This window comes from Pantoea sp. SGAir0184 (assembly GCF_043544755.1).
The window spans coordinates 2,646,714-2,670,729 of sequence record NZ_CP028050.1; the positions used below are offsets into that span (position 1 = coordinate 2,646,714).

24 protein-coding genes are annotated in these 24,016 nt (G+C 62.2%); 1 reads left to right on the forward strand and 23 read right to left on the reverse strand.

Annotated features, from left to right (window positions below; all coding sequences use genetic code 11):
- Nucleotides 1-23: 23 nt before the first annotated feature.
- A complete protein-coding gene (locus C1N60_RS12555; RefSeq protein WP_021506448.1) occupies nt 24-1,484 on the reverse strand; it encodes a phospholipase D-like domain-containing protein in 1,461 nt (486 codons plus the stop codon).
- A gap of 152 nt (nt 1,485-1,636) precedes the next feature.
- Here C1N60_RS12555 and C1N60_RS12560 point away from each other — a divergent pair, with 152 nt between their 5' ends.
- Nucleotides 1,637-2,776 carry a glycoside hydrolase family 1 protein gene (locus tag C1N60_RS12560; RefSeq protein ID WP_059010467.1) on the forward strand — a complete coding sequence of 380 codons (1,140 nt, stop codon included), beginning with the start codon at nt 1,637-1,639 and terminating at the stop codon, nt 2,774-2,776.
- Here the strand turns inward: C1N60_RS12560 and C1N60_RS12565 are convergent.
- The 22 genes from C1N60_RS12565 to C1N60_RS12670 form a co-directional block, all read right to left on the reverse strand.
- Nucleotides 2,773-2,949, reverse strand: coding sequence for a hypothetical protein (locus tag C1N60_RS12565; RefSeq protein ID WP_021506450.1), 177 nt, complete (start codon nt 2,947-2,949; stop codon nt 2,773-2,775). The genes C1N60_RS12560 and C1N60_RS12565 overlap by 4 nt on opposite strands.
- Nucleotides 2,950-3,262: 313 nt before the next feature.
- Nucleotides 3,263-5,464 (reverse strand): TonB-dependent receptor, encoded by a 2,202-nt coding sequence (locus C1N60_RS12570; RefSeq protein ID WP_394520927.1) that lies wholly within the window; start codon nt 5,462-5,464, stop codon nt 3,263-3,265.
- 169 nt (nt 5,465-5,633) lie between these two features.
- Nucleotides 5,634-6,866: a beta-ketoacyl-ACP synthase gene (locus tag C1N60_RS12575; protein ID WP_394521752.1), complete on the reverse strand. Its 1,233-nt coding sequence runs from the start codon at nt 6,864-6,866 to the stop codon at nt 5,634-5,636.
- Nucleotides 6,866-7,597 carry a 3-ketoacyl-ACP reductase FabG2 gene (locus tag C1N60_RS12580; protein ID WP_058759685.1) on the reverse strand — a complete coding sequence of 244 codons (732 nt, stop codon included), beginning with the start codon at nt 7,595-7,597 and terminating at the stop codon, nt 6,866-6,868. Before C1N60_RS12580 ends, C1N60_RS12575 begins: the two co-directional genes overlap by 1 nt.
- Nucleotides 7,597-8,070 carry an ApeP family dehydratase gene (locus tag C1N60_RS12585; protein WP_021506454.1) on the reverse strand — a complete coding sequence of 158 codons (474 nt, stop codon included), beginning with the start codon at nt 8,068-8,070 and terminating at the stop codon, nt 7,597-7,599. The genes C1N60_RS12580 and C1N60_RS12585 overlap by 1 nt, the downstream gene beginning before the upstream one ends.
- Nucleotides 8,063-9,220 (reverse strand): beta-ketoacyl-[acyl-carrier-protein] synthase family protein, encoded by a 1,158-nt coding sequence (locus C1N60_RS12590; protein WP_125309386.1) that lies wholly within the window; start codon nt 9,218-9,220, stop codon nt 8,063-8,065. Before C1N60_RS12590 ends, C1N60_RS12585 begins: the two co-directional genes overlap by 8 nt.
- Nucleotides 9,217-9,792: a DUF3261 domain-containing protein gene (locus C1N60_RS12595; protein ID WP_059010480.1), complete on the reverse strand. Its 576-nt coding sequence runs from the start codon at nt 9,790-9,792 to the stop codon at nt 9,217-9,219. Before C1N60_RS12595 ends, C1N60_RS12590 begins: the two co-directional genes overlap by 4 nt.
- Entirely contained in the window at nt 9,789-12,110 is a 2,322-nt protein-coding gene (locus C1N60_RS12600) for an MMPL family transporter (RefSeq protein ID WP_394520928.1), read from the reverse strand. Before C1N60_RS12600 ends, C1N60_RS12595 begins: the two co-directional genes overlap by 4 nt.
- Nucleotides 12,076-12,687 (reverse strand): outer membrane lipoprotein carrier protein LolA, encoded by a 612-nt coding sequence (locus C1N60_RS12605; protein WP_211725907.1) that lies wholly within the window; start codon nt 12,685-12,687, stop codon nt 12,076-12,078. Before C1N60_RS12605 ends, C1N60_RS12600 begins: the two co-directional genes overlap by 35 nt.
- Nucleotides 12,684-13,100 (reverse strand): acyl-CoA thioesterase, encoded by a 417-nt coding sequence (locus C1N60_RS12610; protein ID WP_021508257.1) that lies wholly within the window; start codon nt 13,098-13,100, stop codon nt 12,684-12,686. Before C1N60_RS12610 ends, C1N60_RS12605 begins: the two co-directional genes overlap by 4 nt.
- The gene (locus C1N60_RS12615) at nt 13,093-14,730 is read right to left on the reverse strand and encodes a glycosyltransferase family 2 protein (RefSeq protein ID WP_394521753.1); all 1,638 of its coding nucleotides are present in this window, start codon (nt 14,728-14,730) and stop codon (nt 13,093-13,095) included. The genes C1N60_RS12610 and C1N60_RS12615 overlap by 8 nt, the downstream gene beginning before the upstream one ends.
- Nucleotides 14,731-14,780: 50 nt before the next feature.
- Nucleotides 14,781-15,128: a 3-hydroxyacyl-ACP dehydratase FabZ family protein gene (locus tag C1N60_RS12620; protein WP_278426553.1), complete on the reverse strand. Its 348-nt coding sequence runs from the start codon at nt 15,126-15,128 to the stop codon at nt 14,781-14,783.
- Nucleotides 15,115-16,443, reverse strand: a complete 1,329-nt coding sequence (locus tag C1N60_RS12625) for an AMP-binding protein (RefSeq protein ID WP_394520929.1) — start codon at nt 16,441-16,443, stop codon at nt 15,115-15,117. The genes C1N60_RS12620 and C1N60_RS12625 overlap by 14 nt, the downstream gene beginning before the upstream one ends.
- Entirely contained in the window at nt 16,440-17,000 is a 561-nt protein-coding gene (locus C1N60_RS12630) for a COG4648 family protein (RefSeq protein ID WP_394520930.1), read from the reverse strand. The genes C1N60_RS12625 and C1N60_RS12630 overlap by 4 nt, the downstream gene beginning before the upstream one ends.
- Before the next feature lie 8 nt (nt 17,001-17,008).
- Nucleotides 17,009-17,260 carry an acyl carrier protein gene (locus C1N60_RS12635; RefSeq protein WP_021508262.1) on the reverse strand — a complete coding sequence of 84 codons (252 nt, stop codon included), beginning with the start codon at nt 17,258-17,260 and terminating at the stop codon, nt 17,009-17,011.
- 11 nt (nt 17,261-17,271) lie between these two features.
- Nucleotides 17,272-17,529 (reverse strand): phosphopantetheine-binding protein, encoded by a 258-nt coding sequence (locus tag C1N60_RS12640; protein WP_021508263.1) that lies wholly within the window; start codon nt 17,527-17,529, stop codon nt 17,272-17,274.
- Between the two features lie 3 nt (nt 17,530-17,532).
- Complete coding sequence (locus C1N60_RS12645) at nt 17,533-18,333, reverse strand: lysophospholipid acyltransferase family protein (RefSeq protein WP_021508264.1); 801 nt, start codon at nt 18,331-18,333, stop codon at nt 17,533-17,535.
- Nucleotides 18,323-19,054, reverse strand: a complete 732-nt coding sequence (locus C1N60_RS12650; RefSeq protein ID WP_282995862.1) for a beta-ketoacyl synthase chain length factor — start codon at nt 19,052-19,054, stop codon at nt 18,323-18,325. Before C1N60_RS12650 ends, C1N60_RS12645 begins: the two co-directional genes overlap by 11 nt.
- A 193-nt stretch (nt 19,055-19,247) precedes the next feature.
- On the reverse strand, nt 19,248-19,637 hold the full coding sequence (locus tag C1N60_RS12655; RefSeq protein ID WP_058759697.1) for a hypothetical protein: 390 nt from the start codon (nt 19,635-19,637) through the stop codon (nt 19,248-19,250).
- 236 nt (nt 19,638-19,873) lie between these two features.
- Nucleotides 19,874-21,244 carry an efflux transporter outer membrane subunit gene (locus C1N60_RS12660; protein ID WP_159378284.1) on the reverse strand — a complete coding sequence of 457 codons (1,371 nt, stop codon included), beginning with the start codon at nt 21,242-21,244 and terminating at the stop codon, nt 19,874-19,876.
- A complete protein-coding gene (locus C1N60_RS12665) occupies nt 21,241-22,332 on the reverse strand; it encodes an HlyD family secretion protein (protein WP_394520931.1) in 1,092 nt (363 codons plus the stop codon). Before C1N60_RS12665 ends, C1N60_RS12660 begins: the two co-directional genes overlap by 4 nt.
- Nucleotides 22,329-24,014 carry an MFS transporter gene (locus C1N60_RS12670; protein WP_132465245.1) on the reverse strand — a complete coding sequence of 562 codons (1,686 nt, stop codon included), beginning with the start codon at nt 24,012-24,014 and terminating at the stop codon, nt 22,329-22,331. The genes C1N60_RS12665 and C1N60_RS12670 overlap by 4 nt, the downstream gene beginning before the upstream one ends.
- Nucleotides 24,015-24,016: the final 2 nt, after the last annotated feature.

Below are 24,016 nucleotides of genomic sequence, written 5' to 3' on the forward strand. Positions count from 1 at the left end.
GGGCTGCGCGCGGTGCAGCCCGGCTATAGCAGCCACTCCACCGGCAGACGCCATACCAGCCGCACCAGCAAACGCTGCAACAGCGTGCACTGCGGCTCGTGCTTATGCACCACTTCCCGCGCTTCGCCGCTGTATTCCACCCAGTTAACGCGGCCCCACTTATCCAGCCGCAGTGCCCAGGCGCGGTCGCGCATGCCGCTGCTGAAGCGCTGATGGGTCTGCTGCGCCAGCGCTTCGCTCTCAATCACCAGCCCCATCTCCGTATTCAGCACCGCCGAACGCGGATCGAAATTAAACGAGCCAATAAACACTTTGCGGTTATCGACGGTGAAAGTCTTGGCGTGCAGGCTGGAGCCGGAATTCCCGGTCAGGCCGCGATCGTGCGGGGCATCCGCGGCATTGGCCTGCGGCTTCAGTTCGTAGAGCGCAATGCCGTGACGCAGCAGCTTCTTGCGCCAGCGCGCATAGCCGGCGTGAACCACGGTGACATCATTGGCGGCCAGCGAGTTGGTTAAGATGGCAATCTTAACGCCCCGCCGCTTCAGCGCCAGCAGCTGCGCCACGCCGGCACGGGTCGGGACAAAGTAGGCCGAGATGATATCGAACTGCTGCTGCGGCGTGCCGATCACCTCCAGCATGCGCTGCGGCAGCAAAGAGGAGCGCTTCGCTTTGCCCAGCCCTTTGCGCGGATCGTCACTCAGCAGCCGCGTGTGTGCCCAGGTCATGCTCAGCGAGCCCTGCTCCAGCTGGCTGACAAACGAGGATTTCTCCAGCCGCGCCAGGTAGCGCTGCACCGCCTCGCTCTGCTGCCACTCCGGCGGTAAACGCACCGCTTCATGCGGCGGTGCGCCGGTGTCCACGACGCTGCGCAATGGCGATACCGCTTTGCTGTGCCAGTAGCGGGCGAAATCTTCCGCCACTTCATCTACCGCCGGTCCCAGCGCCAGCACGTCGAGATCGGTAAACAGCGGCTCATTGCCGGTGCCAAAATATTCGTCGCCGATGTTACGGCCGCCCACCAGCGTTACCGCGCCGTCCACGGTCAGGCTTTTGTTGTGCATCCGGCGATTCAGGCGGGCGAAGTCAGTCAGATAGCCCAGCGCGCGCAGGGTTCGAAACGAGAAGGGATTAAACAGCCGCACGGCGATATTCGGATGCCGATCGAGTTCGGCCAGCGTTTCATCCAGCCCGGGCGTATTGTTGTCATCCAGCAGCAGGCGCACCTGTACGCCGCGCTCCGCCGCATCCAGCAGCGCGCTGAACAGCAGGCGTCCGGACATGTCGTTGTGCCAGATGTAATACTGGACGTCGATGGTGTGCTGCGCCATGCCCATCAGCAGATAGCGTGCCGCAAACGCATCCAGCCCATCGTTCAGCGGATGAATGCCGCTCAGTCCCGGATGACGGGCACATTGCTGTTGCGCATGTTCTCTCAGCCCGTCGCCCGGCCGTTCGCGTGAGGAACGCAGTGCCGCTTCGCTCATACTCAATCCCTGCTTACCCTGAAGCTGTTATTGTTGGTATCACCGCACGTAAAGGCAATCAGAGCCGTCTACTTCCGCGTCGGGTGCGGCGTTAATTTAGTCTAGACTTAGCCAGGCGTTCTGCATCCGGCGTTCTTCGTGAGGAGAAGATCATGACTCAGCTATCCCCGCGCCATCAGCCCCGGCTATTTCGCAGCTTTTTTCAGGGCAGCTTCCCCTGCTCTACCGCCTGCCGCAGCGGCGGGCGACGACTGGATATGGTCATCAGCAGCGGCCACGACATGCTGCTGGAGAAAGATTACGCCGCGCTGGCGCAGGAAGGATTGCGCACCGCGCGCGACGGCGCCCGCTGGCACCTGATTGAGGCCACGCCAGGTGAATACGACTGGCGCACCTTTCTGCCGATGATTCACGCGGCGGCGCGCCATGATTTACAAATCATCTGGGAGCTGGCGCACTTTGGCTACCCCGATCATCTCGATATCTGGAAGCCGGCGTTTGTGGAGCACTTTGGCCGCTTCGCGCGCGCCATGGCTCAGCTGATGCGGGATGAGGGCGTGGAGCAGCCGTTCTTTACGCCTATCAATCAGATATCCTTCTGGTCCTGGGCCGGCGCCGATGTCTCGTGGCTCGATCCCTACGCCAGCGCGCGCGGTCGCGAACTGAAACGTCAATTGGTGCGCGCCTCGCTGGCGGCCATGCACGCCATTCGCGACGTCTATCCGGACGCCCGCTTCGTGCTGACCGACCCGCTGGTGCAGATCGCCGCCGATCCGCACAACCCCGACAGTAAACCCTATGCCGACAGCCAGCATCAGGCGCAGTTTGAAGCCTGGGACTGGCTGGCAGGACGCGATGCGCCGGAGCTGGGTGGTCAGCCCGATTTTCTCGACATCCTGGGGCTGAACTATTATCCCGACAACCACTGGTTCTTCTCCGGCGACACCATTCCACCCGATCATCCGCAGCGTCAGCCGCTGCACCGGCTGCTGATGCAGTGCTGGCAGCGTTATCAGCGCCCGCTGCTGCTGGCGGAAACCGGCGCGGAAGGCGACGCGCGCGCGCCCTGGCTGCGGCATGTCAGTGATGAAGCGCGGCTGGCCTTAGCGCAGGGCGTGGCGCTGGAAGGCATTTCGCTCTATCCGGTGGTGGAGTATCCGGCGTGGGCCGACGATCGGCGCTCGCCTGGCGCGCTGTTTGGTCTGGGCGATCCCAATGGCAATCGCACCCTGCATGAAGCGCTGGCGCTGGAGTTACGCAGTCAGCAGATTAAATGGCGCACCCAGGATTAAGAGTGCTGCACCGGGCTGGCGGTTTTGGGCGGGCAGGTTTGTACATCCAGTGACGGATCGGCTGGATGGCGCACGTCCGTCAGCCAGGTCATGGTGAAAAGGAACACTACGCCGATCAGGCAGGCGGAAAGCAGTCCAATGATGGCGATCAGTTTGTCATCCCGGGATTCCATCGACATCTCCTTGCGGGCGTCCGTAGTCGGTTGCTGGCCTCAGCTCATCCATAATGTAAGCATCAGGACGAAGATTATAAGGGTAACCGAGGTCACTGCAAGTACCACAATGGCGAAGTGCGCATCATCCAGCGGTTGCCGTAAAGGTTCGTCGTGATCGTCAGGTGGCGCGGGTGAACTCATGATGACTCAACAGGAAAGAGGCGTTTTTCAGCGGGATTGCCGCACAGAGTGTAATGGAATAGCGGCCAACGTACAGCACTATTTCTGTCGGAAAAGACCACGGAGCGTCACTACGCCCCGTGGTGGCCGCTTAGAAATCGTAGCTCATGCTGATTTTCAGCGTGCGCGGGTCGCCCTGCGCGAGATAGGTGCCGGTGTCATCAACGTTTGACCAGTACTTCTCATTGGTGACGTTTTCGACCGCCACGCGCCACACCAGATCGTTCTGATTCACCTTCATGCGGTAACGCATACCAAGATCCAGCGTGGTATAGCTGTCCAGCTTGAGGGTGTTGGCCGAGTTGGCGTACTGAGCACCGCTGTGGTTGAGCAGCGCCGTGGCCGTCAGACCCTCCACCGGCTTGATGTCATACTCCGCGCCCAGCACGTAGGTGTAGCGCGGCACGCCGATCGCCTGTTTGCCATCGTAAGTGCCGCCGGCGGTTTTCTTCATCACCGGATCGATCCAGGTGGCGCTGGCGTTGAGGCGCAGGCCCAGCACCGGCTCACCAAACACGTTGGCTTCCACGCCGCGATGGCGCTGCTCGCCATCCATGACGTAGACATTGTCACTGTTGATCAGGCCGGACGGTTTCTGGATTTCGAACAGCCCCAGCGAGCCGCCGATGCGGCCGAAATCGGTTTTAACACCGATCTCATTCTGCTTCGAGTGCGCCACGCCGGTCACAGTGCCATAGTTGACGGCGTCTTTAGGGGCCACTTCACCAGGCTGTAGCGCTTCCGTATGGTTCGCGTACAGCGCCACTTCTTTCCACGGCTTGTAGACCACGCCGTACGTTGGCATCCAGCGGTCGTTGGTGAAGCGCGAATCAACGCTTTCCGCGCCGGTGTTGTAGTTATAGCTGCGCACCACCACTTTCTGATGGCGTGCACCGACGGTCACCAGCAGCGTATCGTCCAGTAATCCGAGCGTATCGCTCAGCAGATAGCCCTGGGTGCGGGTGCGTGACGTGGTAAGCGGATCGGAGAACTTGCCGCCGGCGAAGGTGGCCGCCGGTTCCGCCACGTCACCGCTGTGGTAGATATTAAACGGCGTGCCCACCAGCGACATGTCGTAGGCATTTTTCGCATTGGTGGTCAGCGCCGAGTAACCCACGTTGACTTTATGACTGACGAAACCGGTGTGGAACTCACCGCGCAGCCCCACCATGCCGCTCATGTTGTCCTGAATACGGTTGGAGTAGAAGCTGCTGACGGTACCGTCACCGTTGCTGTTGGTAATGGTCGGCGCGCCGTAGTTGCCGGTTTCATGAGCGTGCTGTGCGCCGAGACCGGCATAGGCCGTCCAGCTGTCGGTAATATCGTATTCTGCTTTGGCGATACCGAATTCAGATTCCATATCGCTGTACACCCATTTCTGGCTGTAGTTGTGCGAATTTGACGGCACCGCCGGGATCACGCCGGCGCTGGCGAATTTCACGCCCTGCAAGCCGTCATGGAAGGTTTTCTTCTGATAGCCAACGTCCAGCGAGGTGCGCAGCCGGTCGCCGCGATAATCAAGACCGACCGAGGCCGCCGTGGTGCGTTTTTTCTCGCCGTCAACGCCGGTTTCACCTTCGCGATGTACGGCATTAACCCGCACGCCAAACTGATTGTTATCGCCAAAGCGGCGCCCCACGTCCAGCGTTCCGCCAACCTGAGACGAGGAGGTGTAATCGAGGCCAATGCGATTGATCGGCGTATCTTCGGCATGTTTCGGCTCGAGGTTGATCATACCGCCGACGCCGGAACTGGCTGCGCCGTTAACCAGACTGTTGGCGCCTTTGAAGATCTCCACGCGATCGATCAGCGAAGCGTCCATCACCTGGCGCGGCACCACGCCCGGCAGACCGCCGAAAGTCATATCATCGCCGTCGAGAGTGAAACCCCGAATGCGGTAAGTTTCAGCGAAATTGCCATAACCTTTGACGTTCTGCACGCCCGCATCGTTGCGCACCACATCGGCGATGGTTTGCGCTTGCTGGTCCTGAATCATTTTTGCCGTATAGCCGATGACGTTGAACGGCACGTCCATGGCGTTTTGCTCGCCCAGCATGCCGAGGCGACCGCCGTGGGCAATCTGGCCGTCGAGAAAGGCCGGTACTAAGTCGTTGCCGCCGGGTTTGAATTCACTCTGCGGCGTGGCGGTAACGGTCAGCGTCTGCTGTTCGTTAGCGCCCTGAGGAGCATTACTGGTGTTAGTGGTAGCAGCCATCACTGGCAAACAACCGGCGCTGACCAGCATGGCCAGCAGCGTCGGTTTCATTCCGGGATTGAAAGGCGTTCTGCGCATGGTTATCCCCTGATGTAAATTATACTGAGAATCATTATTATTGCGGTTTGCGATTATGCGCAGCGTACAGCCAAATGCAAGCAAAATCCGGCGGTGTATCACCGCCAGAGGCATCATCGGGGAGGAAGATTCCCGCCGGGCGACGGGAATGAGGGGTAAACGGAGAGACTCAGGCGTCGCGCCAGCGTTTAAACACCAGCGAGGTGTTGATACCGCCAAAAGCAAAGTTGTTTGACTGGACGTAATCGGTCTGTAGCTGCCGGGGCGCGCCAGTGATGTAATCCAGCTCACCGCATTCGGCGGCGGGCTGCGTCAGATTCAGCGTGGGCGCAAACCAGCCCTCACGCATCATCTCAATACTCATCCAGGCTTCCAGCGCGCCGCAGGCACCCAGCGTGTGACCGAAATAGCTTTTCAGCGAAGAGATGGGCGTACGATTGCCAAAAATTGCTGCCGTCGCCTGGCTTTCGGCAATATCGCCGCGATCGGTGGCGGTACCGTGTGCGTTAATGTAACCAATCTGCGCTGCCGTCACCCCTGCGCTGTCCAGCGCGCGCTGAATACAAATCTGCATGGTTTCACGCTGCGGCTGAGTGATATGGGCCGCGTCACAGTTAGTGTGAAAACCGACCAGCTCCGCATAGATGGTCGCGCCGCGCGCCTGCGCATGTGCCAGCGATTCCAGGATCAGCGTGCCCGCCCCTTCACCAATCACCAGACCGTCGCGCTGTTGATCGAACGGTGCCGGCGAGGTGTGCGGCGCGTCGTTACGCTGGCTGGTGGCAAACAGCGTATCGAACACGGCGGCTTCCGAGGGGCACAGCTCCTCTGCCCCGCCCGCGACCATCACGGTCTGATAGCCATGGCGAATGGCTTCCCACGCGTAGCCAATCGCCTGGCTGCCGGAAGTGCAGGCGCTGGACGTGGGGATCACGCGACCGCGCAGACCAAAAAACAGTCCGGCGTTGACTGCCGTGGTGTGCGGCATCATCTGCACGTAGGTGGTGCCGGTGATGTTGTTGGTGTGCTTTTCCGTCAGCATGGTGGCGAATTCGCTCACCGGACCGGTGCTGCCGGTCGAAGACCCATAGGCGATGCCGGTTTCACCACTGGTCAGCACCGCATGGTCAATCAGGCCGGCCTGCTCCAGCGCCAGCTCGGTGGCACGCGTCGCCAATAGTGAGACGCGCCCCATGGCGCGGATGCGTTTACGCGTGTAGTGCGGCGGCAACGTGAAGTCATCGATCGGCGCGCCCAGCAGCGTGTGCAGGCCATCATAGACTTGCCACTCCGGCATTTTACGTACCGCATTCTGGCCCTGTTTAATGCGCTGCGCCACCGCGCTCCAGCTCTCACCGAAAGCCGTGACGCCGCCCATACCGGTAACCACTACCCGCTGCATCACAACATCCCTCCGTTGATGGAAATCACCTGCCGCGTAACGTAGCCAGCGATATCCGACATCAGATAGCTGGCCAGGCCAGCCACTTCGTCTGCCGCGCCCATGCGTTTCATCGGAATGATTTTCAGCGCTTCGTCGATTACCTGCGGCTCAAGATCGGTCATGCCGGTATCGATCAAACCTGGCGCGATACAGTTAACGGTGATTTTGCGTTTCGCCAGTTCAATCGCCAGCGCTTTCGTGGCGCCGATGATACCGGCCTTGGCCGCGCTGTAGTTGACCTGCCCGCGGTTGCCCATCATGCCGGAGACCGAAGAGAGGGTAATGATGCGTCCGCCCTGGCGCAGGCCGATCATCGGCATGACGCAGGGATGAATCACGTTGTAGAAGCTGTCGAGGTTGGTGTGGATCACGCTGTCCCATTCGTCTTCGGTGAGCGCCGGAAAAGCACCGTCGCGGGTGATGCCCGCATTGCTGATCACGCCATAATAAGCACCGTGCGCGGCGATATCCTGCTCCAGCGCGTTACGCGTGGCTTCCCGCTGTGCCACGTCAAACTGCAGCGTGCGGCCGCGGCCGCCTGCGGCAACGATCTGCGCCAGCGTCTGCTGCGCACCGGCGGCGTCGCGGTGGTAATGCACCACAATATCAAATCCGTCGGCGGCCAGACGTAAAGCCATGGCACGGCCAATACCTTTACTGGCCCCGGTTACTAATACGCTGCGGGTCATCACTCGGTTCCTTGTTGCGCTAATCGGGTTAATTCGTCGTCGTCGGGCTGGTAGGTGTTCAGTCGTCCGCTGGCCAGCAGGCTGGTGCCGCAGCGGATCTCGCCCTCAAAACTGCCCAGCTTGTCATCGCGCATCAGCAGGTGCATCTCAATCTGCAACGCACTGTGTGCCGCGAAGGTGGACGCACTGGCGCGATAGCCGCGCCCGCCCAGCAGCATGCCGGGGCGGATGTCACTGGCACCGCGCTGGCGGGCATGAAAACCGGACCAGACGCCCACGGTCTGCGCCATAATCTCGACGCCAAACCACGCCGGCAGCTCGCCCTGCGGCGTGAGAAACGGTGCCAGCACGCCGTGCGGGCTCACCGTGACTGCACAGACAACACTGTCTGGCGTGACATCAAGCACGCGCTCAAGCAGCAGCAGCGGCGCGCGGTGCGGCAGGTAATCGCCCACCGGCAAAAAATCATTCATGCGAAGATCCTACAATCAGGCAGGTATTGTTCCCGCCAAAGGCAAATGAGTTGGAGGCAATCACCGGGCGCGCCAGCGGCTGTGCCACAGTCAGCAGTCCACAGGGCGGCAGCGTGCTATCCTGCGTCGCGTGCGAAAAATCCTGCGGCGGCAGCGACAACTGTTGCTGGATAATCAGGGCCGCCAGCGCGGCTTCGGTGGCGCCTGCTGCGCCCAGCGTGTGGCCGGTGAGGTGCTTAGTGGAGCTGCACGGCACGGCATCGCCAAACAGGCGGTGAATCACCGCCGCTTCAACCTGATCGTTCAGCGGCGTGGCGGTACCGTGCAGATTGATATAGCCCACCTCGTGCGGCTGCAAACCGGCCTGCTGCAGCGCCATGCGCATGGCGGCTTCCGCGCCCACGCCCTGCGGATGCGGCGCTGACATGTGCCAGGCATCTGACGATTCACCGCAGCCCAGCAGCGCCAGCGGCTGTGGCTCGCGCGTCAGCAGCAGCAGCGCCGCCGCTTCGCCAATCGAAATACCGTCGCGCCCGGCGCTGAACGGTGCGCAGTGCTGTTCCGACAGCGAATCGAGGCTGGCAAAGCCGTTAATCGGCATGCGGCTGAGCGAGTCCGCACCGCCCACCAGCGCTACGTCGGCCAGACCGGCAGCAATCAGCCGCGCCCCGCTGATGATGGCGCGCGCGCTGGAGGAGCAGGCAGTAGAAATCGTGTACGCCGGGCCATCCAGTTGCAGATAGTGCGCCAGAAAGCGCGACGGATCGCCCAGTTCCTGCATCCGGTAGTCATAACCGGCATGGCCGCCGTCCGTCTGCCGATCGCCCTCATCCACGCCGGAAGTACTGGTACCCAGCACGATGGCCACGCGGGCGCGACCATAGCGCGTAATCGCCTCATCCAGCGCTGGCTGGCACTGCTGCAGCGCCGCCAGCAGCAATCGATTGTTGCGCGTATCATGCGCCGCCAGTTCAGCCGGTACCGGCGGCAGCGCGCCCGGCACTTCACCCAGCCAGCAGCGCTTGCCCTGCGCTAACCAGCCGTCACGCGGCTGCATGCCGGGCGCTGTGCCCTGCTGTAGCTGGGCGGCAATCTGCGCCAGGCTGCTGCCCAGCGCATTGACCATGCCAAAAGCCGACAGGTAAATCATGAGGAGGCGTCCAGATGCTGGATGTGAATCTGATAGCCAAAGGCGCGCTGATCGACGCTAATCGGCTCACGCTGTTCCCCGCGCTGCAGATAATGAATCTGGCTGATCAGCTGGCCGGAGGCATCGCGCAATTCGCGCCGGTCGCCCACATCGCGCAGCGTCCAGCCGGACGGCAATTGCGGCTGCCACGCGCTGACCGGCCAGTAGCTCAGCATAATATCGGCCAGCACCTGGCTGGCTGGCGGCAGGTCGGGTAGCGCCATCATCTGCTGGGTATGAATCCCCTGTTGATCGTAAGTGACGCGGAATAGCCGGATGCCAAGCGACGACAGCCCGGCCAGCGAGATCTGCTGCGCATCCGCGCTGAGCAGCACCAGCAATGACTGGGTTTTGCCCTTCACGCGCCCGGTCAGCAACTGCTGCTGCTGAAAGCCGGGCGAAATGCCCGGTGCCGGCAGCGTGACGCGCACGCCGGGTTTGAGCCAGGCCGTGGGTCGGCTGGACTCGTCATGGTGAGACGCACACCCGCTCAGTAGCAGGCTGAGCGCCAGCAGTAACGCACCCATTCTCATCGTGATTTCCTTTTTCCGCCCGCCAGCGCCAGCGGCGCCAGTAAAAATGCACAAAAAATTCCGCTGCACAGCACGGTACCAAAGCTGCTGATAGCGCTGGTGCTGCTGAATACCAGCATGCCCAGCGTCAGCAGCGTGGTCATCATCGCCAGCGTTACCGCCAGCATCGACGTCAGCGGCGTGCCGCGCGGATTACTGAAAAACAGCGTGTAATTGATGCCAATGCCCAGCACCAGAATCAGCGCCAGCAGCGCAAACAGATTCAGACTGGCACCCAGCCAGCCGAGCGTGGCCAGCGCGGCCGCCAGCGACAGCCATGACGGCAGCGCGCTGCGCAGCCCGGCTTTGAGGCCAAGGCGCAGGGTGTAGCTGACGCTGATCAGCAGCAGCGCCAGCGCCAGCAGGCCGCTTAGCAGCGTGCGCCAGAAACCAAACAACTCATCGTAACGGGCTTTGCGATCGACCCAGCTCACGCCTGCCTGCGCTGTCGCCAGTTTTTGCAGTGCGGCACTGTTCTGCACGCCGCTCACCGGGACCAGCACGCTGCTGCGTCCGTCAGGCAGCGACAGCCACAGCAGCCGCCAGCCTTCACTCAGCGGACTCGCCAGCCACGCCTGCACGCTAACCGGCATCGGCTGCAGACTGGCCTGCGCCGGACGAATACCGGCCTGTTGCAGACGCGCCATGATGGTCGGGGCCGCCTGCTGTAACAGCGCGACATCCTGCTGCTGCTGTTCCAGCGTGCTGAGCGGCAGCAGGCGATAGCTCGCCAGCCAGCCCTGCTGCTGCGCGCGCTGCAGTTCGGGCGCCAGCGCATTAAGCCGCTGCAACACCTGCTGCTCGTTATCACCCCAGACCACAAACCAGGTTTGATCGGCCTGCTGCCCGGTGAGCTGCGCCAGCTGGCGATCCTGCGCCAGCAGCTGCGCCGGCGCGCTCTGCAGATGAGCAATATTATCGTCGACGCGCAGCTGTAAGATGCCGCTCAGCGCGTATAGGGCCACCAGCAGCGGTAACCCGACGCGCAGCCCGCGCTGGCGGCGCCACGCGGCCAGCCAGCGCGCCAGCCACACCATCGCTGGCACCGGTCGCACCGGCAGGCCGCGCACCAGCCACGGATAGAAACAGATCACCGTCAGGCACGAGGCGCTCAGGCCGCTGGCGGCAAATACCGCCAGCTGGCGCAGCCCGGGAAACGGTGCCAGCAGCATCAGCAGCCAGGCGATCGTCGTGGTGCCCAGCGCCAGCAGCAGCGTACCGCGCACTTTATGCAGACTCTGCCACGGTGTGGCGTGCTCGCCGTGCACCATGCGTTCCGTCAGGTAGTACAGCGTATAATCGGCCGAGATGCCGACAATACTGAGACTCATCACCAGCGTGGTGAGATGCAGCTCACCAAAAAACAGCAGCGTGAACACGGTGCCGGCCATCGCCCCGATGGCTACCGACAGTGCGCTCAGCGCCAGCGGCCGCAGTGAGCGAAACACCAGCCACACCAGCAGCAGCAAACCGCCCAGCGTCACGCTGCCCAGCGTGGCAACATCATGCTGCGCGCGCTGGCTGGCATCGTCGCTGAACAGCACCGTGCCGCGCGTCAGCAGCTGCGCCTGCGGCCAGCGCTGTTTCAACTGCTGCTCAAGCTGATGCAGCGCGCTGACCAGCTGATGGCTCTGCGCCATGCTGAAGGCGTTATGTACCAGTTCGCCGTGCAGAAAATACCAGCGGCGCTGCTGCGCATCGCTGACCGTCAGCCAGCCATTGTGCAGCACCATTTTGCTGGCGTTCTGCTGCAGCGCCAGCTGCGCGCCACGCACCAGCAGCAGCGGGTCACCGGCAAGCTCTTTGCTGCTCACCCCGGCAAACGCCGAGAACAGCTGCGCCAGAATCCAGTCAGCCTGCGCGCCGCCGCCGTGCTGCAGTCGCGCACGCGTCAGCGGATCGATCAGCCCGTTGCGATGCTGATAAGCAAAGCTTCCCCAGCGCTGCAGCTGATCATCATCCAGCGCGCCGCTGACCTCACTGAGCATCGGCAGTGCCCGGAGCTGCGCCTGCCACCACGCGGCGGCGGCGTCACCGTCTGCACCAGGCGCACTCACCAGCCACACCAGCTGGCGGTCGAGCCGCTGCATAAACCCCTGCTGAATCTCTGCCGGCGCCTGGCCAAGATTCTGCTGCGGCAGCAGAGCCAGCACGCTGCTGTTAATGTGGCTGCGCGGCAGTAACAAGGCCAGCGCCAGCATCAGCAGCAGACAGACGGCCAGCCAGGCGCGCGCGGCAAAAATCTCACTGCGCTGCGGCAAAACGGGCTCGCTCTTCATCAGTCAGTTGGCCGGGCTGCGTACGGGTATCGCTCAGAGTGATTTCCGTTTTATCGCCCTGGCGGTCATCCAGCGTAATGCGGTTGAGATACGCCGCGCCCTGCAGATCGATGCGGTTGAAGATCTTATTCAGCGGTGCCGCTTTCGGCGTCAGGCTCAGCTGCCAGCCGTCGCCACCGTCATCGTGGAAATCGAGCACAAAATTCTCGCGCAGTACCTGCTCATCCGCCTGGAACAGCGCGCGCAGCAGATGGTTAAACTGGAACATTTGCGGATTGCTGTCAGCGGTGATCACCTGTGGCGGCTGGCCGCTCATGCTTTGCACCATACGGTGATCATCCAGAATCAGCGTCATCGGGAACGGTGTCGCCTGGTGCCACCACAGCCCCTGCTGCTGAGCAATCAACAGCTGGCCGCGCGACACCAGCGGCTGCGCCATGCCGGCGATGCTGCGCACCTGAACAAAGCTGGCACGAATCACCGGCTGGCTGGCAAAGCGCTGCTGTAGCTGTTCCAGCGTCACCGCGCTGGCGCTGGCGCTGAGCAGCGTCAACAGCAGGCAGAACAGACGAATCATGATGACACCCCCAAACGCTGCAGCAGAATATCCGGCGAGACAAAGCACATCTCCTGCGTGCTGGCGCTGACCGCCACCTGCAGCGTGTGCGCTTTGGTGGTCACCTGCCCGGCAGCGTTACGGATGACATAATCGATGCGCAGCCGGTTTTCATATTCGCTGATGCTGGCTTCAACACGAATGGCCTCTTCACAGCGCAGCGGCAGGCGGTATTTAACCCGGGTATCGACCACCGGCCAGACGTAGCCGCTGGCGCTCATCTCTGCATAGCTGTAGTTGATACTGCGCAGCAGCGCTTCACGCGCCACTTCAAAGTAGCGGAAATAGTTGCCGTGCCACACCACGCCCATCGGATCGCAGTCATGAAACGAGACCACCCGTTCAATCTCCGCGCGCCAGCTTGCGTCACGCATCGCGTTGCTCCTCTTCGGGCAGAGCCCAGAAATCGTAAAAGTTAAACCAGTCCAGCGGTGCCAGCAGGGCATGATGCTGCAGGCGCGCAGCGTAGCGATCGACCGCCGCCTGCAGCGCCTGCTGTCGCCCATTGCGCGGCAGCGGTAAAGGATCGGCAAAGGCCTCACAGTGCACGCGCAGTTTGCCCTGCTGGCGCAGCGCGAACATCAGCAGCACCGGACAGCGCAGCGCCGCCGCCAGCACAAAGGGTCCCTGCGGGAACGGTGCCGGTTGGCCCATAAATTCACTCCACACCACGCGCCGTTCGCCGCCGCGCTGACGCTGCACGGCGGTGCGGTCGCCAACAATGGCCACCCACTCACCGGCATCCAGCTTTTGCTGCAGTAAAATTGCGGTGTCCGGGCCGATATCACTGACCGGCAGCAGATTGACGCCCGCCTGCGGCGCAATGCTCTCCAGCACTGCGCGGAAGCGCTGGGCGTTGTCGGTGAACACCAGCGCGTTGATCACCAGACCGCTGACCTGCTTCGCCATCGCCCGGCAGGCTTCGATATCGCCCAGATGCGAGGCGAGAATCAGCTGGCCTTTGCCTTCCGCGGCGCGAATCACCGCTTCCGCATCGGGCGCGAAGTCGATATCGCGTCCCCATTGCAGGTCACCGCGCCAGCTGGCGACTTTATCCAGCATGCTGTTGCCAAAACGCAGGAAGTGGCGATAGCTGCTGAGCGGCCGCGGCAGCGCAATCTGCTGTTGATGCGCCACGGCCTGTACGCGCGTCAGCCACTGCTGCGACGCCGCCCGCGCCGCGCGACCGCTGAGCCAGTACACCGCCACCACCGGCCACAGCAGCAGAATAAACGGCAGGCGGCCGGCACGCTGGTACAGCCACAGCATAAAGCGCAGCCCCCACTGGCCGCGGCGCTCTGGCGTCGCTGCCCAGTGCGCCTGCTGACGCCGGCGGGATAGCAGCTGCGGGATGCGTGGCAGCATGCCAAAGAACAGGCGGGTGTGCATCCACGAGATACGCAGGTTGTCGTGCAGCGCGTCAAAGTGTGAGACGCCGCTCGGCGGATAGGTCACGCGCGTGCGGATAAACCGGCTCGGCGTGCCCTGCCAGTAGAGGCGCACCATGATCTCGGTGTCAAAATCCATGCGCTGGCCAATAGCGCGGCGATCGCACAGCTCAAGCGACGCTGCCAGCGGATAGACGCGGAAACCGCACATGCTGTCTTTTAGCGAGAACGACAGCGTTTCCACCCATACCCAGAAATGGGTGATGTAGCGTCCATAGAGCCGGGATTTCGGGATTGAGGCATCGTACTGCGGCTGGCCGGAGATCAGGCAGTGCGGATAGCGTTCAGCCTCTGCCAGCATGCGCGGTGTGTCCTCCACCTGATGCTGTCCGTCGGCGTCCAGCTGCAGCGCATGACTGAAACCCGCGGCCGCGGCGGCGCGCAGTCCGGCAATCACCGCCGCTCCCTTACCCTGGTTGTGCGGCAGCGTCAGCACCCGGAGCTGCGGCGCATCCAGCGCAGCGATGTGCTGTTTGGTCCGGGCATCGCTGCCGTCGTCGACCACGATCACCGGCAGGTTGAACGGGGTCAGCCGCGCCAGCACCGACGCCAGCATGGCACCGTGGTTGTAGCAGGGAATCAGCACGCAAGGCGCAAAAGAGGCACTCAGCACAGGCGAATCTTCCCGCTGCTGGCGACCTCAGCCTGCGCACCGCGCAGCAGCGCGTAGCGAAAACTCAGCAGCGACTTTTCCGGCAGCCACTGCAACTGCAGCTCCAGCTGCGCATCCGGCGGCACCGGCTGCTGGAATTTGATGTTTTCAATCGAGGCAAAACTCTTACCCGGCGCGAGGCGCGTCAGGCCGTAGTGCAGCACCCAGTCAAGCTGCGCCACTCCCGGCAGAATCGGCAGCGTAGGGAAGTGGCCGCGAAACCACAGCAGGTCGGCAGCCACCAGCAGGCGCAGGGTGAGCGTGCCATCCTGCTGTTGCGCGTTTAATTCAACCGGTAACATCAAACAGTTCCTCTATCTGCGGCCATGCGCGTTTGCTCTGCGCGGTGACCGGAATTGCCGTCACCACCCGCCAGTAGCGCGGCATGGCGACCGGCTCCAGCCAGGGTTGCAGCGCGCGTTTCCATTGTTGTTTACGCTGGTGCAGCGTGGCGGCGTCTGGCAGCTGCGGCAGCGCCAGCACCACCGCGATGGCATGGCGGCCGTGACGCTGAATCGCCAGCGCGGCGGCATCTTCCACACCAGGCAGCGCCAGCAGGCGACGCTCTACTTCGCTCAGCGACACGCGCTTGTCTTCAATTTTCACCACCCGATCCTGGCGTCCTGCCAGCTGAAAATGGCCCGACGGCTGCTGCACGATACGGTCGTCCAGCGCACAGCCCGCGCGGCTTTCCAGCAGATCGGAGAAGACCTGCCAGCGCTGCGGCGCGATCTCGCGCAGCGAAACGTGGGGGAAACACTGCCACAGCGCAGCGTCATCGCTGGCCCGGCGCCACGCGATCACCCCGGTTTCGGTACTGCCATAAATTTCATCCACCGCGCAGTCCAGCGTTTGCTGCGCGCGTTGCGCATCCGCGCCCGGCAGCGCGCCGCCCGCGGAGACAATCAGTGCACAGGGCGGCGCCACCAGCGCCGTGTCCAGCCGGCGCAAAAACGCCGGACTGCTGATAAAGGCGTAGCGGCGATCGGCACGTTGATCCGCCAGTTGCTCACCATAAAAAATTTGCTGCGCGGCGAACGGCAGGCCGAGCGCCATCGGCAGAATAATGCGAAAACTCAGGCCATACAGATGCTGATGGCTTACCGAGGCAATGATGTGACACGCCTGCAGACGCGTGCCCCACAGATCGGCCAGCCACTGAGCTTCCAGGTCCATGGCGCGCAGTGATTTGACCACGCGACGCGGCGTTCCGGTTGAGCCGGAGGTGAACAGCACCAGACTCGCCTGCGCCGCCATCTCTGGCAGCGCGCCCTGCGCCAGCGCGCCGTCCCAGCGTAGCTGTGGCAGGGTGACCGCCAGCGGCATATCGCTGATCACGCCATCAAGACTGTCGTGCATCTCTTCCAGCTGCGCTGCGCGGCAGTGGCCGGGGATGACCGGCGTTTTGCCGGCGTACCAGCTCGCCAGCAGCGCCACGGTAAAGTGGTAACTGTTGTCAAAGCACAGCGCCCAGCGTTCGCCAGGCTGCGCCTGTAGCTGATGGGTTAAGCCCAGCACCTGCTGCCGCATCTGCGCCAGCGTATGCTGCTGTTGCCCCTGCCAGGCGACGAGACGATCGGCGCCGTGCAGCCAGTCGCGAATCGCCACGGCCTTCATGCGTGTTTCCTCATGCGCTGACGCAGCAGCCATTCGCCGCCCATCAGCGCGCCCATCAGCACATAGCTGATGCACCCGTTCCAGAGTGTCCATAGCCGGATATGACTCAGCAGGCAGGTAGTCAGGGCCACGCTGCCGTTGAAAATAAAAAACCCGCACCACACCTGCGTCACGCGTCGGGTATAACGAACGGCACGCGGCGGCAGCTGAGGTTCACGCAGGCGCGCCAGGCGCTCTACCAGCGGCATCGGGCTGAACAGCGACGCGGCGAACAGCAGAAACAACAGGCCATTCACCACCACCGGATACCACAGCAGCAGATGCTGCGCCCGCAACACGATACTGGCGAGAGACAGCAGGCAGCCGATCAGCGCCAGCAGCAGCAGCGTGCGGTTCAGCGCGCCCTGCGTCTGACGCAGGCTCCAGATGCGCGCCGCAAACACCAGCGCCAGCAGCACCAGCACGCCGCGCCACTGCGGGTGAGTCAGCGCCAGCCATACCAGCAATGGCCAGGCGATCAGCGCCAGCGCGTTCAGCAGCTGCAACAGCCTGTGCATGGCGTTTATCAGGCCTGGTCGCGCATCAGCTGGTCGACGGCGTCAACCACGTCCTGTACGGTGCGCACCGCGCGGAAGGCTTCTGGCTTGATCTTACGCCCGGTGCGTTTTTGCAGATGCACCACCATGTCAACCGCATCAATACTGTCGAGTTCGAGATCTTCATACAGGCGAGCGTCCGGGCGAATCTCGTCCGGATCAATTTCGAACAGCGTAGTCAGCAGCGTCGCCACTTCCTGGTAAATATCTTGTTTATTCATGTCGACGGTTCTCAGGCTTGCTGTTGTTCAACAAAAGCGGCCAGTGTGGCCACGGAAAAAAAGTGCGCCCGCAGCGTTTCGCTCTCGGCGGAGAGCTGCACGCCGAAGCGGTTTTTTACCGCCAGTCCCAGCTCCAGCGCATCGATCGAGTCGAGCCCCAGCCCTTCGCCAAACAGCGGTGCATCGCTATCGATATCATCCGGACTGATATCTTCCAGATTCAGCGTGTCGATAATCATGGTTTTAATGTCGTCAATCAGTGCTTGCATAACTTACTTTGTCTCTTCAGGCACCAGCGCCTGTTGCAAATAACGCGTCAAACGGCGCGCGGCCAGCGGCTGCGCATCCTCATCAGCTTCGTGAAAGGCGTGGCTGGCAATACGCGATTGTACGCGTACCGTAAAAACCGGTTTAACCAGCGGAATCTGATACCAGCGGCTTTGCTTGTCGAGCATACGCTGGGTACAGGTGATATGAATCACGCGCAGATCGCATCCGGCGCGCACCGCAATATTTGCCGCACCGCGCTGCAGTTGCAGCGGCTGGCCGTAGCGGGTGCGCGTCCCTTCGGGGAAAATCAGAATGGTATCGCCGCGTGCCAGCCGCTGCTGGCTATCCGGCAGTAGCGTCTCCGCCTCGCTGTTAATCAGGTAATCGGCTGATTTAATAACGCCGCGGAAGAAAATGTTGTGCTGCAGGTCGGCCTTCACCAGGCAATCCATCTCGGGTAACAGCGAGGCGATCATCACGTAATCGATCAGCGACGGATGGTTAGCGACAATCAGGCAGCCGCGATCCTGACGCAGCGCTTCTGCGCCCAGCATCTGATAGTCATACACGCCGACAAAACGGCAGAAGCGCAGAAAGCAGCGAAAGCTCCACGCAATGCTGCGGCGCGCGATCTGCCGCCGGCGCAGACCGTCACGCTGAATCAGCAGCAGCAGGTTGAACCAGATCAGCGACAGCAACAGACCGCCAATGCTAAACAGGCTAAAGCAAAGCGCGGTCATCACCAGCCGCCAGTAATAGTTGCCACCGCGCCGCTGGCGCATCGGCATAGCGTTATCCGCCATGAGCACGCTCCCAGCGCCACTGATGACGCTCGCCGGCCAGGGTGAAATCCGCCGTTTCGCTCAGCATCGCATGCAGAAACTGCAGGCTCTGCGGCAGCGCATCGGGCTGAGAGCGGGCGGCGGTCGCCGTACAGCGCCACGCTTCGCCGGCGCGCAGCAGCAGCGCAACCGCGTAGGGTGCATTAAAGGTATCGATCTCCGGCAGCCACGGACGGTAGTAGTCGGGCACCAGCCCGTCAAAATCCACCAGCAGCACCTGCCGGTAACCGGCCTGATGCAGCGTGCTGACCTCAAGCAGGCCCTGCTGGAAGCTGTCGATGCCGGCAGAAATTGACGATGACACTAATGGCTGACGTGCGGCGATGGTCAGGCTGCCGACCGCCGAGTTGTGCACCGACATCGCGAAGTCGGTGGGGGATAGCGGCTGGCCGTCCGCAAGCGTACGCAGAATACGCAGATTGCGTTCCAGTTCGCCATGGCGGCTGGTAAACACCACGGCGTCAACCGACTGTCGGGCCAGCAGCGCAAGGCCGCACTCAACGGCGGCACGGCTGCCGGGGCTGAGGCGACGGGCAGTCATCATCGGTAAAAACTGAGGTTTGGCGATAGCCAGGCAGGCATCCAGTACCGGCGCGTGTTGCGCCCAGCGCTGCCAGTCGTCGGCGCTGCTGTGGCCCGGCGCGATGGCATGCCAGTCAACAAGGGAGTAAGCGAGTTTCATACCTGCATTCTTTCTTCAGCCTCAGGGATGGTCAGATTTTCGCTGCGCGGCATCCCTTCCCTGCTCTCTATTCCAGTCATCCGCCTCACGCGGATGTCGCCGAGTTCTCAGGCGGACATCGGGTCCGCCTGTTTCTATTTCGGCAGCGTGCCGGCTAACTTTACGATTAACTGTTAGCGGCGCGCGTGATGACTTATTTTACCGCCTGCACCGCCAGACGGGTCTGGATGCCCTGGTTCAGGTTCTGAATCCAGCGGTTGTAGTTACGGTGAATCTGGCCACTGCCTGCTTTCAGATTGGTGCTGCTGACGTAATCAATGCGGTAGCTGTTAGCAGTGTAGGTGATACGGATATTCGCCGTGTGGCCGCGCTCTGCCAGCAGACCATTCATCACGCCCGGACCCGCCGGTGAGATCACCCAGTGATTGGCCGCGCCAGCTTCCACGATAGCCCGCTGCATCTGCTGATCGCTGTAGCTCTGTGCGACCGTCTGGCTGACGTTCTGGATCGGTGCCGTGCGCGATGCACAGCCGGTGATTAATACCGCTGCAACCAGCAGTGCCAGCGTGGCTTTTTTATTCATCATTTCCTTTTCTTCCCCTGTCATGGCAAGCCGCGCAACCACGCGGCCGTGCAGGTAACAACCCCTGCATAGTTCCGTTCAGACTGTGTAAAGCGCCGCGGATAATACCACTAATTGTAAAGACAAGTAAAAAAAAGCATGAACCACTTAAGTTCGGGCTGGTGCTGTTGTGAAAGCGGGGTGAACGGGCTTTAGACATCATTTATGACCGCAGCCAGGCGGCTGCGGCATGATGATCAACCCTGCCAGCCGCCGCCAAGTGCGCGGTAGAGATCGATTTGCGCCAGCAGCAGCGTGTTTTTCACCGCCACAATATTCAGCTGGGTGCTGAACAGCGTGCGCTGCGCATCAAGCTCATCGAGATAGGACGCATAGCCATTCTGATAACGGTTGCGCGCAATCCGCCACGCCTCGGCAACGTAGCGTTCCTGCGCCTGCAGTTCCGTCAGCTGCTGCTGGCTGCGCGTGATGGCATCCAGCGCGTTATCCACCTCGGCAAAGGCGTTGCGCACCACCCTTTCGTAGCCGTACAGCGCCTGGTTGCGCGACGCCATCGCCACATCCACCTGCGCGGTCAGGGCTTCGCGGTTGAGCAGCGGTGCCAGCACGCTGCCGCCGATGCTCCACAGGCGGAACGGATTATCCAGCAGATCGTGTAGCTGGCTGCTCTGCAGCGTGCCGGACGCCGTCAGGTTGAGCGATGGCAGCAGCTGTGCCTGCGCCGCCGCCAGCGACGCGTCGCTCGCCAGCAGCAGGCGCTGCGCCTGGACTATGTCAGGCCGGCGATTCAGCAGCTGCGACGGCAGCAGCGCCGGCAGTGCGTGGGGTCGCAGCTGGTCGAACTGGCTGCTGCGTGCAATCTGGCGCGGATTCATGCCAACCAGAATGCTGAGCGCGTTCTCCTGCTGGGCGATCTGATGCTGCAGCTGCGGAATTTGCGCTTTCGCTGTCTGATACTCCGACGCCGCCTGCATCCATTCGAGCCGCGAGGTATAGCCGGTTTCGAACTGACGCTGCGCCAGGTTCAGCGAGTTCTGCCGCGTTTCCAGCGTGGCCTCGGTCACGCGCAGCTGCTCGTCGAGCGCGCACAGGCTGAGGTAACCGGACGCGACCGAACTGGCCACCGTCAGCTCGGCTGCCGAGGCCGCCGCACGCTGCGCCGCCAGCGTGGCTTCCGCCGCGCGGATGCTGTTGCTGCGGCTGCCCCATAAGTCGACCTCATAATTCGCCTGCAGCAGTCCCTGAAATACCGCACTTTCGTACGGCTGACCGGTCGCCGCTGACAGCGCACGCTGATGGGTTGCCGCCACGCCCGCCGACAGCGTCGGGAAGTTGTCGCCCTGCGCAGCGCGCAGCTCGGCGCGATACTGATCGACGCGCGACCGGGCAATGAGAATATCGCTGTTGTGCTGCAGCGCCTGGTTTACCAGCCAGTTGAGGCGATCATCACCAAAGCTGCGCCACCACTGCGCTTCCGGCGCGGCGGCGGGCCCGACCTGCTGGCGCCAGTCAGGCGGAATCGGCAGCGACGACGGCGCCTGCTCCACTTCGCGGGCGCAGCCGGTCAGCAGTAGCGCGATGAGCGCCGCGAGTAACGGCCGCTTCATAACGCATCCCGGTTTGGTTCGGCGGCGGTATCAATGTCGACTTCCACTGACATCCCGGGCCGCAGCTGCTGCAGATCGTCACCAAGAATTTTGATGCGCACCGGAATGCGCTGGGCGATTTTCACGAAGTTACCGGTGGCGTTATCTGGCGAGATAGCGCTGAACTCAGATCCGGCAGCGGGCGAGATAAACTCAACGCGGCCATCAAAGCGCTTGCCGTCCAGCGCATCAACGCGGATCGACACCGGCAGGCCGGGGCGCACACGCGCCAGCTGGGTTTCCTTCAGGTTGGCAATCACCCATTTATTATCCGGCACCACCGAAGTCAGCCGCGTGCCGGCAGTAACGTACGTGCCTTTGCGCACCGACAGCTGACCGAGCTGGCCGCTGTCCGGCGCGATAATGCGCGTGTTGTCCAGATCGATATTGGCCAGCTCCAGTGCCGCCTGCGCGCTGGCTACGTCGCCGGCCAGCGCCGCGCGGTTAACGATAGTGGTTTGCAGATTCTGCTGCGAGACCGCCACCTGCGCCGCCGCCTGGCGCAGCTGGGCCTGAGCCTGCGCATTGGCTGCGCGCGCGGCGTCACGCTCGCGTAACGACAGCGAGCCATCCGCCGCCAGATTTTCCACCCGCTTCAAATCCAGACTGCTTTTCAGCGCCTGCGCTTTGGCATTCTCCAGCGCGGCTTTATTGCTGGCGATTGTGGCCTCCGCACTCTTCTGCTGCTGCTGGTTGTTATTCTGCGCGGCAATCTTCATCGCCAGCTGTGCCTGCGCCTGATGCACGCGCTGGCGATAGATACGATCGTCAATGGTCATCAGCAGCTGTCCTTTGCGCACCGGCTGCAGATCCACCACCTCAATGTTCGTCAGGTAGCCGCTGACCTGCGGGCTGATAAAGGTCACCTGGCCGCGCACATAGGCGTTTTCCGTTGACTGGATAGTGCTGGTAAAGGGCCATAGCTGCCAGGCGTATAAAATCACCAGCACGCCCACGATGGCGATACCGCTCCCGGCGGCGATAGAGAGAATCCGTCGGCGGTTGGTGCGCTCGCGCTCCGCAGCCTGTAGATCGTCCTGTTGACTCATGGGGTCTCCGTTCGGTTTGCTGGCGCAGCCTGCTGCTGTTGCTCAGTCAGATTATGTCGCGCCTGGCGCCAGTTAAGATAACGCAGCCGCGTCAGGCGCCACAGCACCCACATCAGCGTTATCATTGCCAGCGCGGCGGTCAGTAAATAGGTATCGTTATAAGCCAGCACGTTGGCCTGCAGCGTGGCCACGGTTTGCAGCTGACTGCTGCTCTGCGCGCTGAGCAGGCCGCTGTCCGCCAGCTGGCTGCGAAACAGCGCGCTGTACTGGCTGAGGCGATCAACCACATTGGGATCGAGCAGCGACAGCTGATCGCCCAGCAGGCTGGAGTGATATTTTTCACGCCACGTCTGGAAGGTGCCGAGAATGGCGGAGCCAATCAGCCCGCCAAGATTCTGGCTCATGCCAAACAGCACGACAAAACTCACCAGATTTTTCGGCTGAGTCACCACGCCGCCGATGCCAAGCAGCATCGCTGGCCCAAGGAAAAAAGCACTGCTGAAACCGAGCAGAAACTGGCTGAAGTAGAGATTGCTGGCACGCGTCAGCGGGCTGGATTGCGCATCCATCAGCGAGGCGACAATCATTACGGCCAGCGAGACCACGATTGGCCAGCTCAGATGGTTGGGTTTGATGGTCAGCGCGCTGGCAATCATGCCGCAGATTACGCCCGCAATGATCGCCAGCGCCAGCCCGCGCATCTGATCGTTGAGCAGGCCCAGCTGCTGCAGAAAGCCCACCGCACCGGTATTCTGCTCGGCCAGCACGATGCGCATCATGATCATCACAATGCCGAGCCGCACGATCATGCCATTGCTCAGCCAGCGGGTGTTAATCAGCGGGTTAGCGCGGTTATGCTCCAGCACCACCGCCGCGACAATCAGCACCAGCGCCAGCGCCAGACAGACGCCGAGCCACGGCGTGCTGAACCACCACTCAATGCGGCCGAGCGACAGCACGCCGCACAATAACGCCATGCCCGGTGCCAGCAGCATAAAGGTGACGAAATCGAGCTTTTCGAACGCTTTGATACGGTCGCCCGGCGGCAGCTTGACCACCAGCACGCAGCCCAGCGCAATCATCGCCAGGCCCAGTTCAAACAGATAGAGGCCGCGCCACTCCTCCAGCTGCAGCAGCTCGCTGGAGAACAGCCGCGCCAGCGGAATCGCCAGCTGTGAAGCGGTGATGCCAATCACCAGCGCTTTGAGACGGTGCTTCGCCGGCCAGGCCTGGATCTGATAATAGATGCCCAGCGAGCTGAGCGCCGCGCCCACCATGCCGTGCGCGGTACGCACGATAATCGCTGAGCTGAGATCGTTAGCGAGGATGTGAAAAAACGCCACGATGACGTACAGCACCAGAAAGGCCTCGGTAAACAGCCGCAGGCCAAACTGCTGGCGGAACTTCACCAGCAACAGATTAATGGAGATATTGCCCATCACGTAGACCGCCGGCAGCCAGGCGATTTCGTTGCTGTATGCGGCGAAGGTGCCCTGCAGATTGGTGAGGTTGGCGGTCACCAGCGCATTACTCAGCGCGCCGGTAATGGAGATCAGCAGGCCGATCAGACCAAACGCGATGCGTTTCGATGGCGCATGCAGCGGTGTCGAGGGCGATCCCGGCAGCATCGGCTTTTCGTGCGGCAGCCATTCGCGAGGCGCATACGGGTTACGTTTCGCCACGG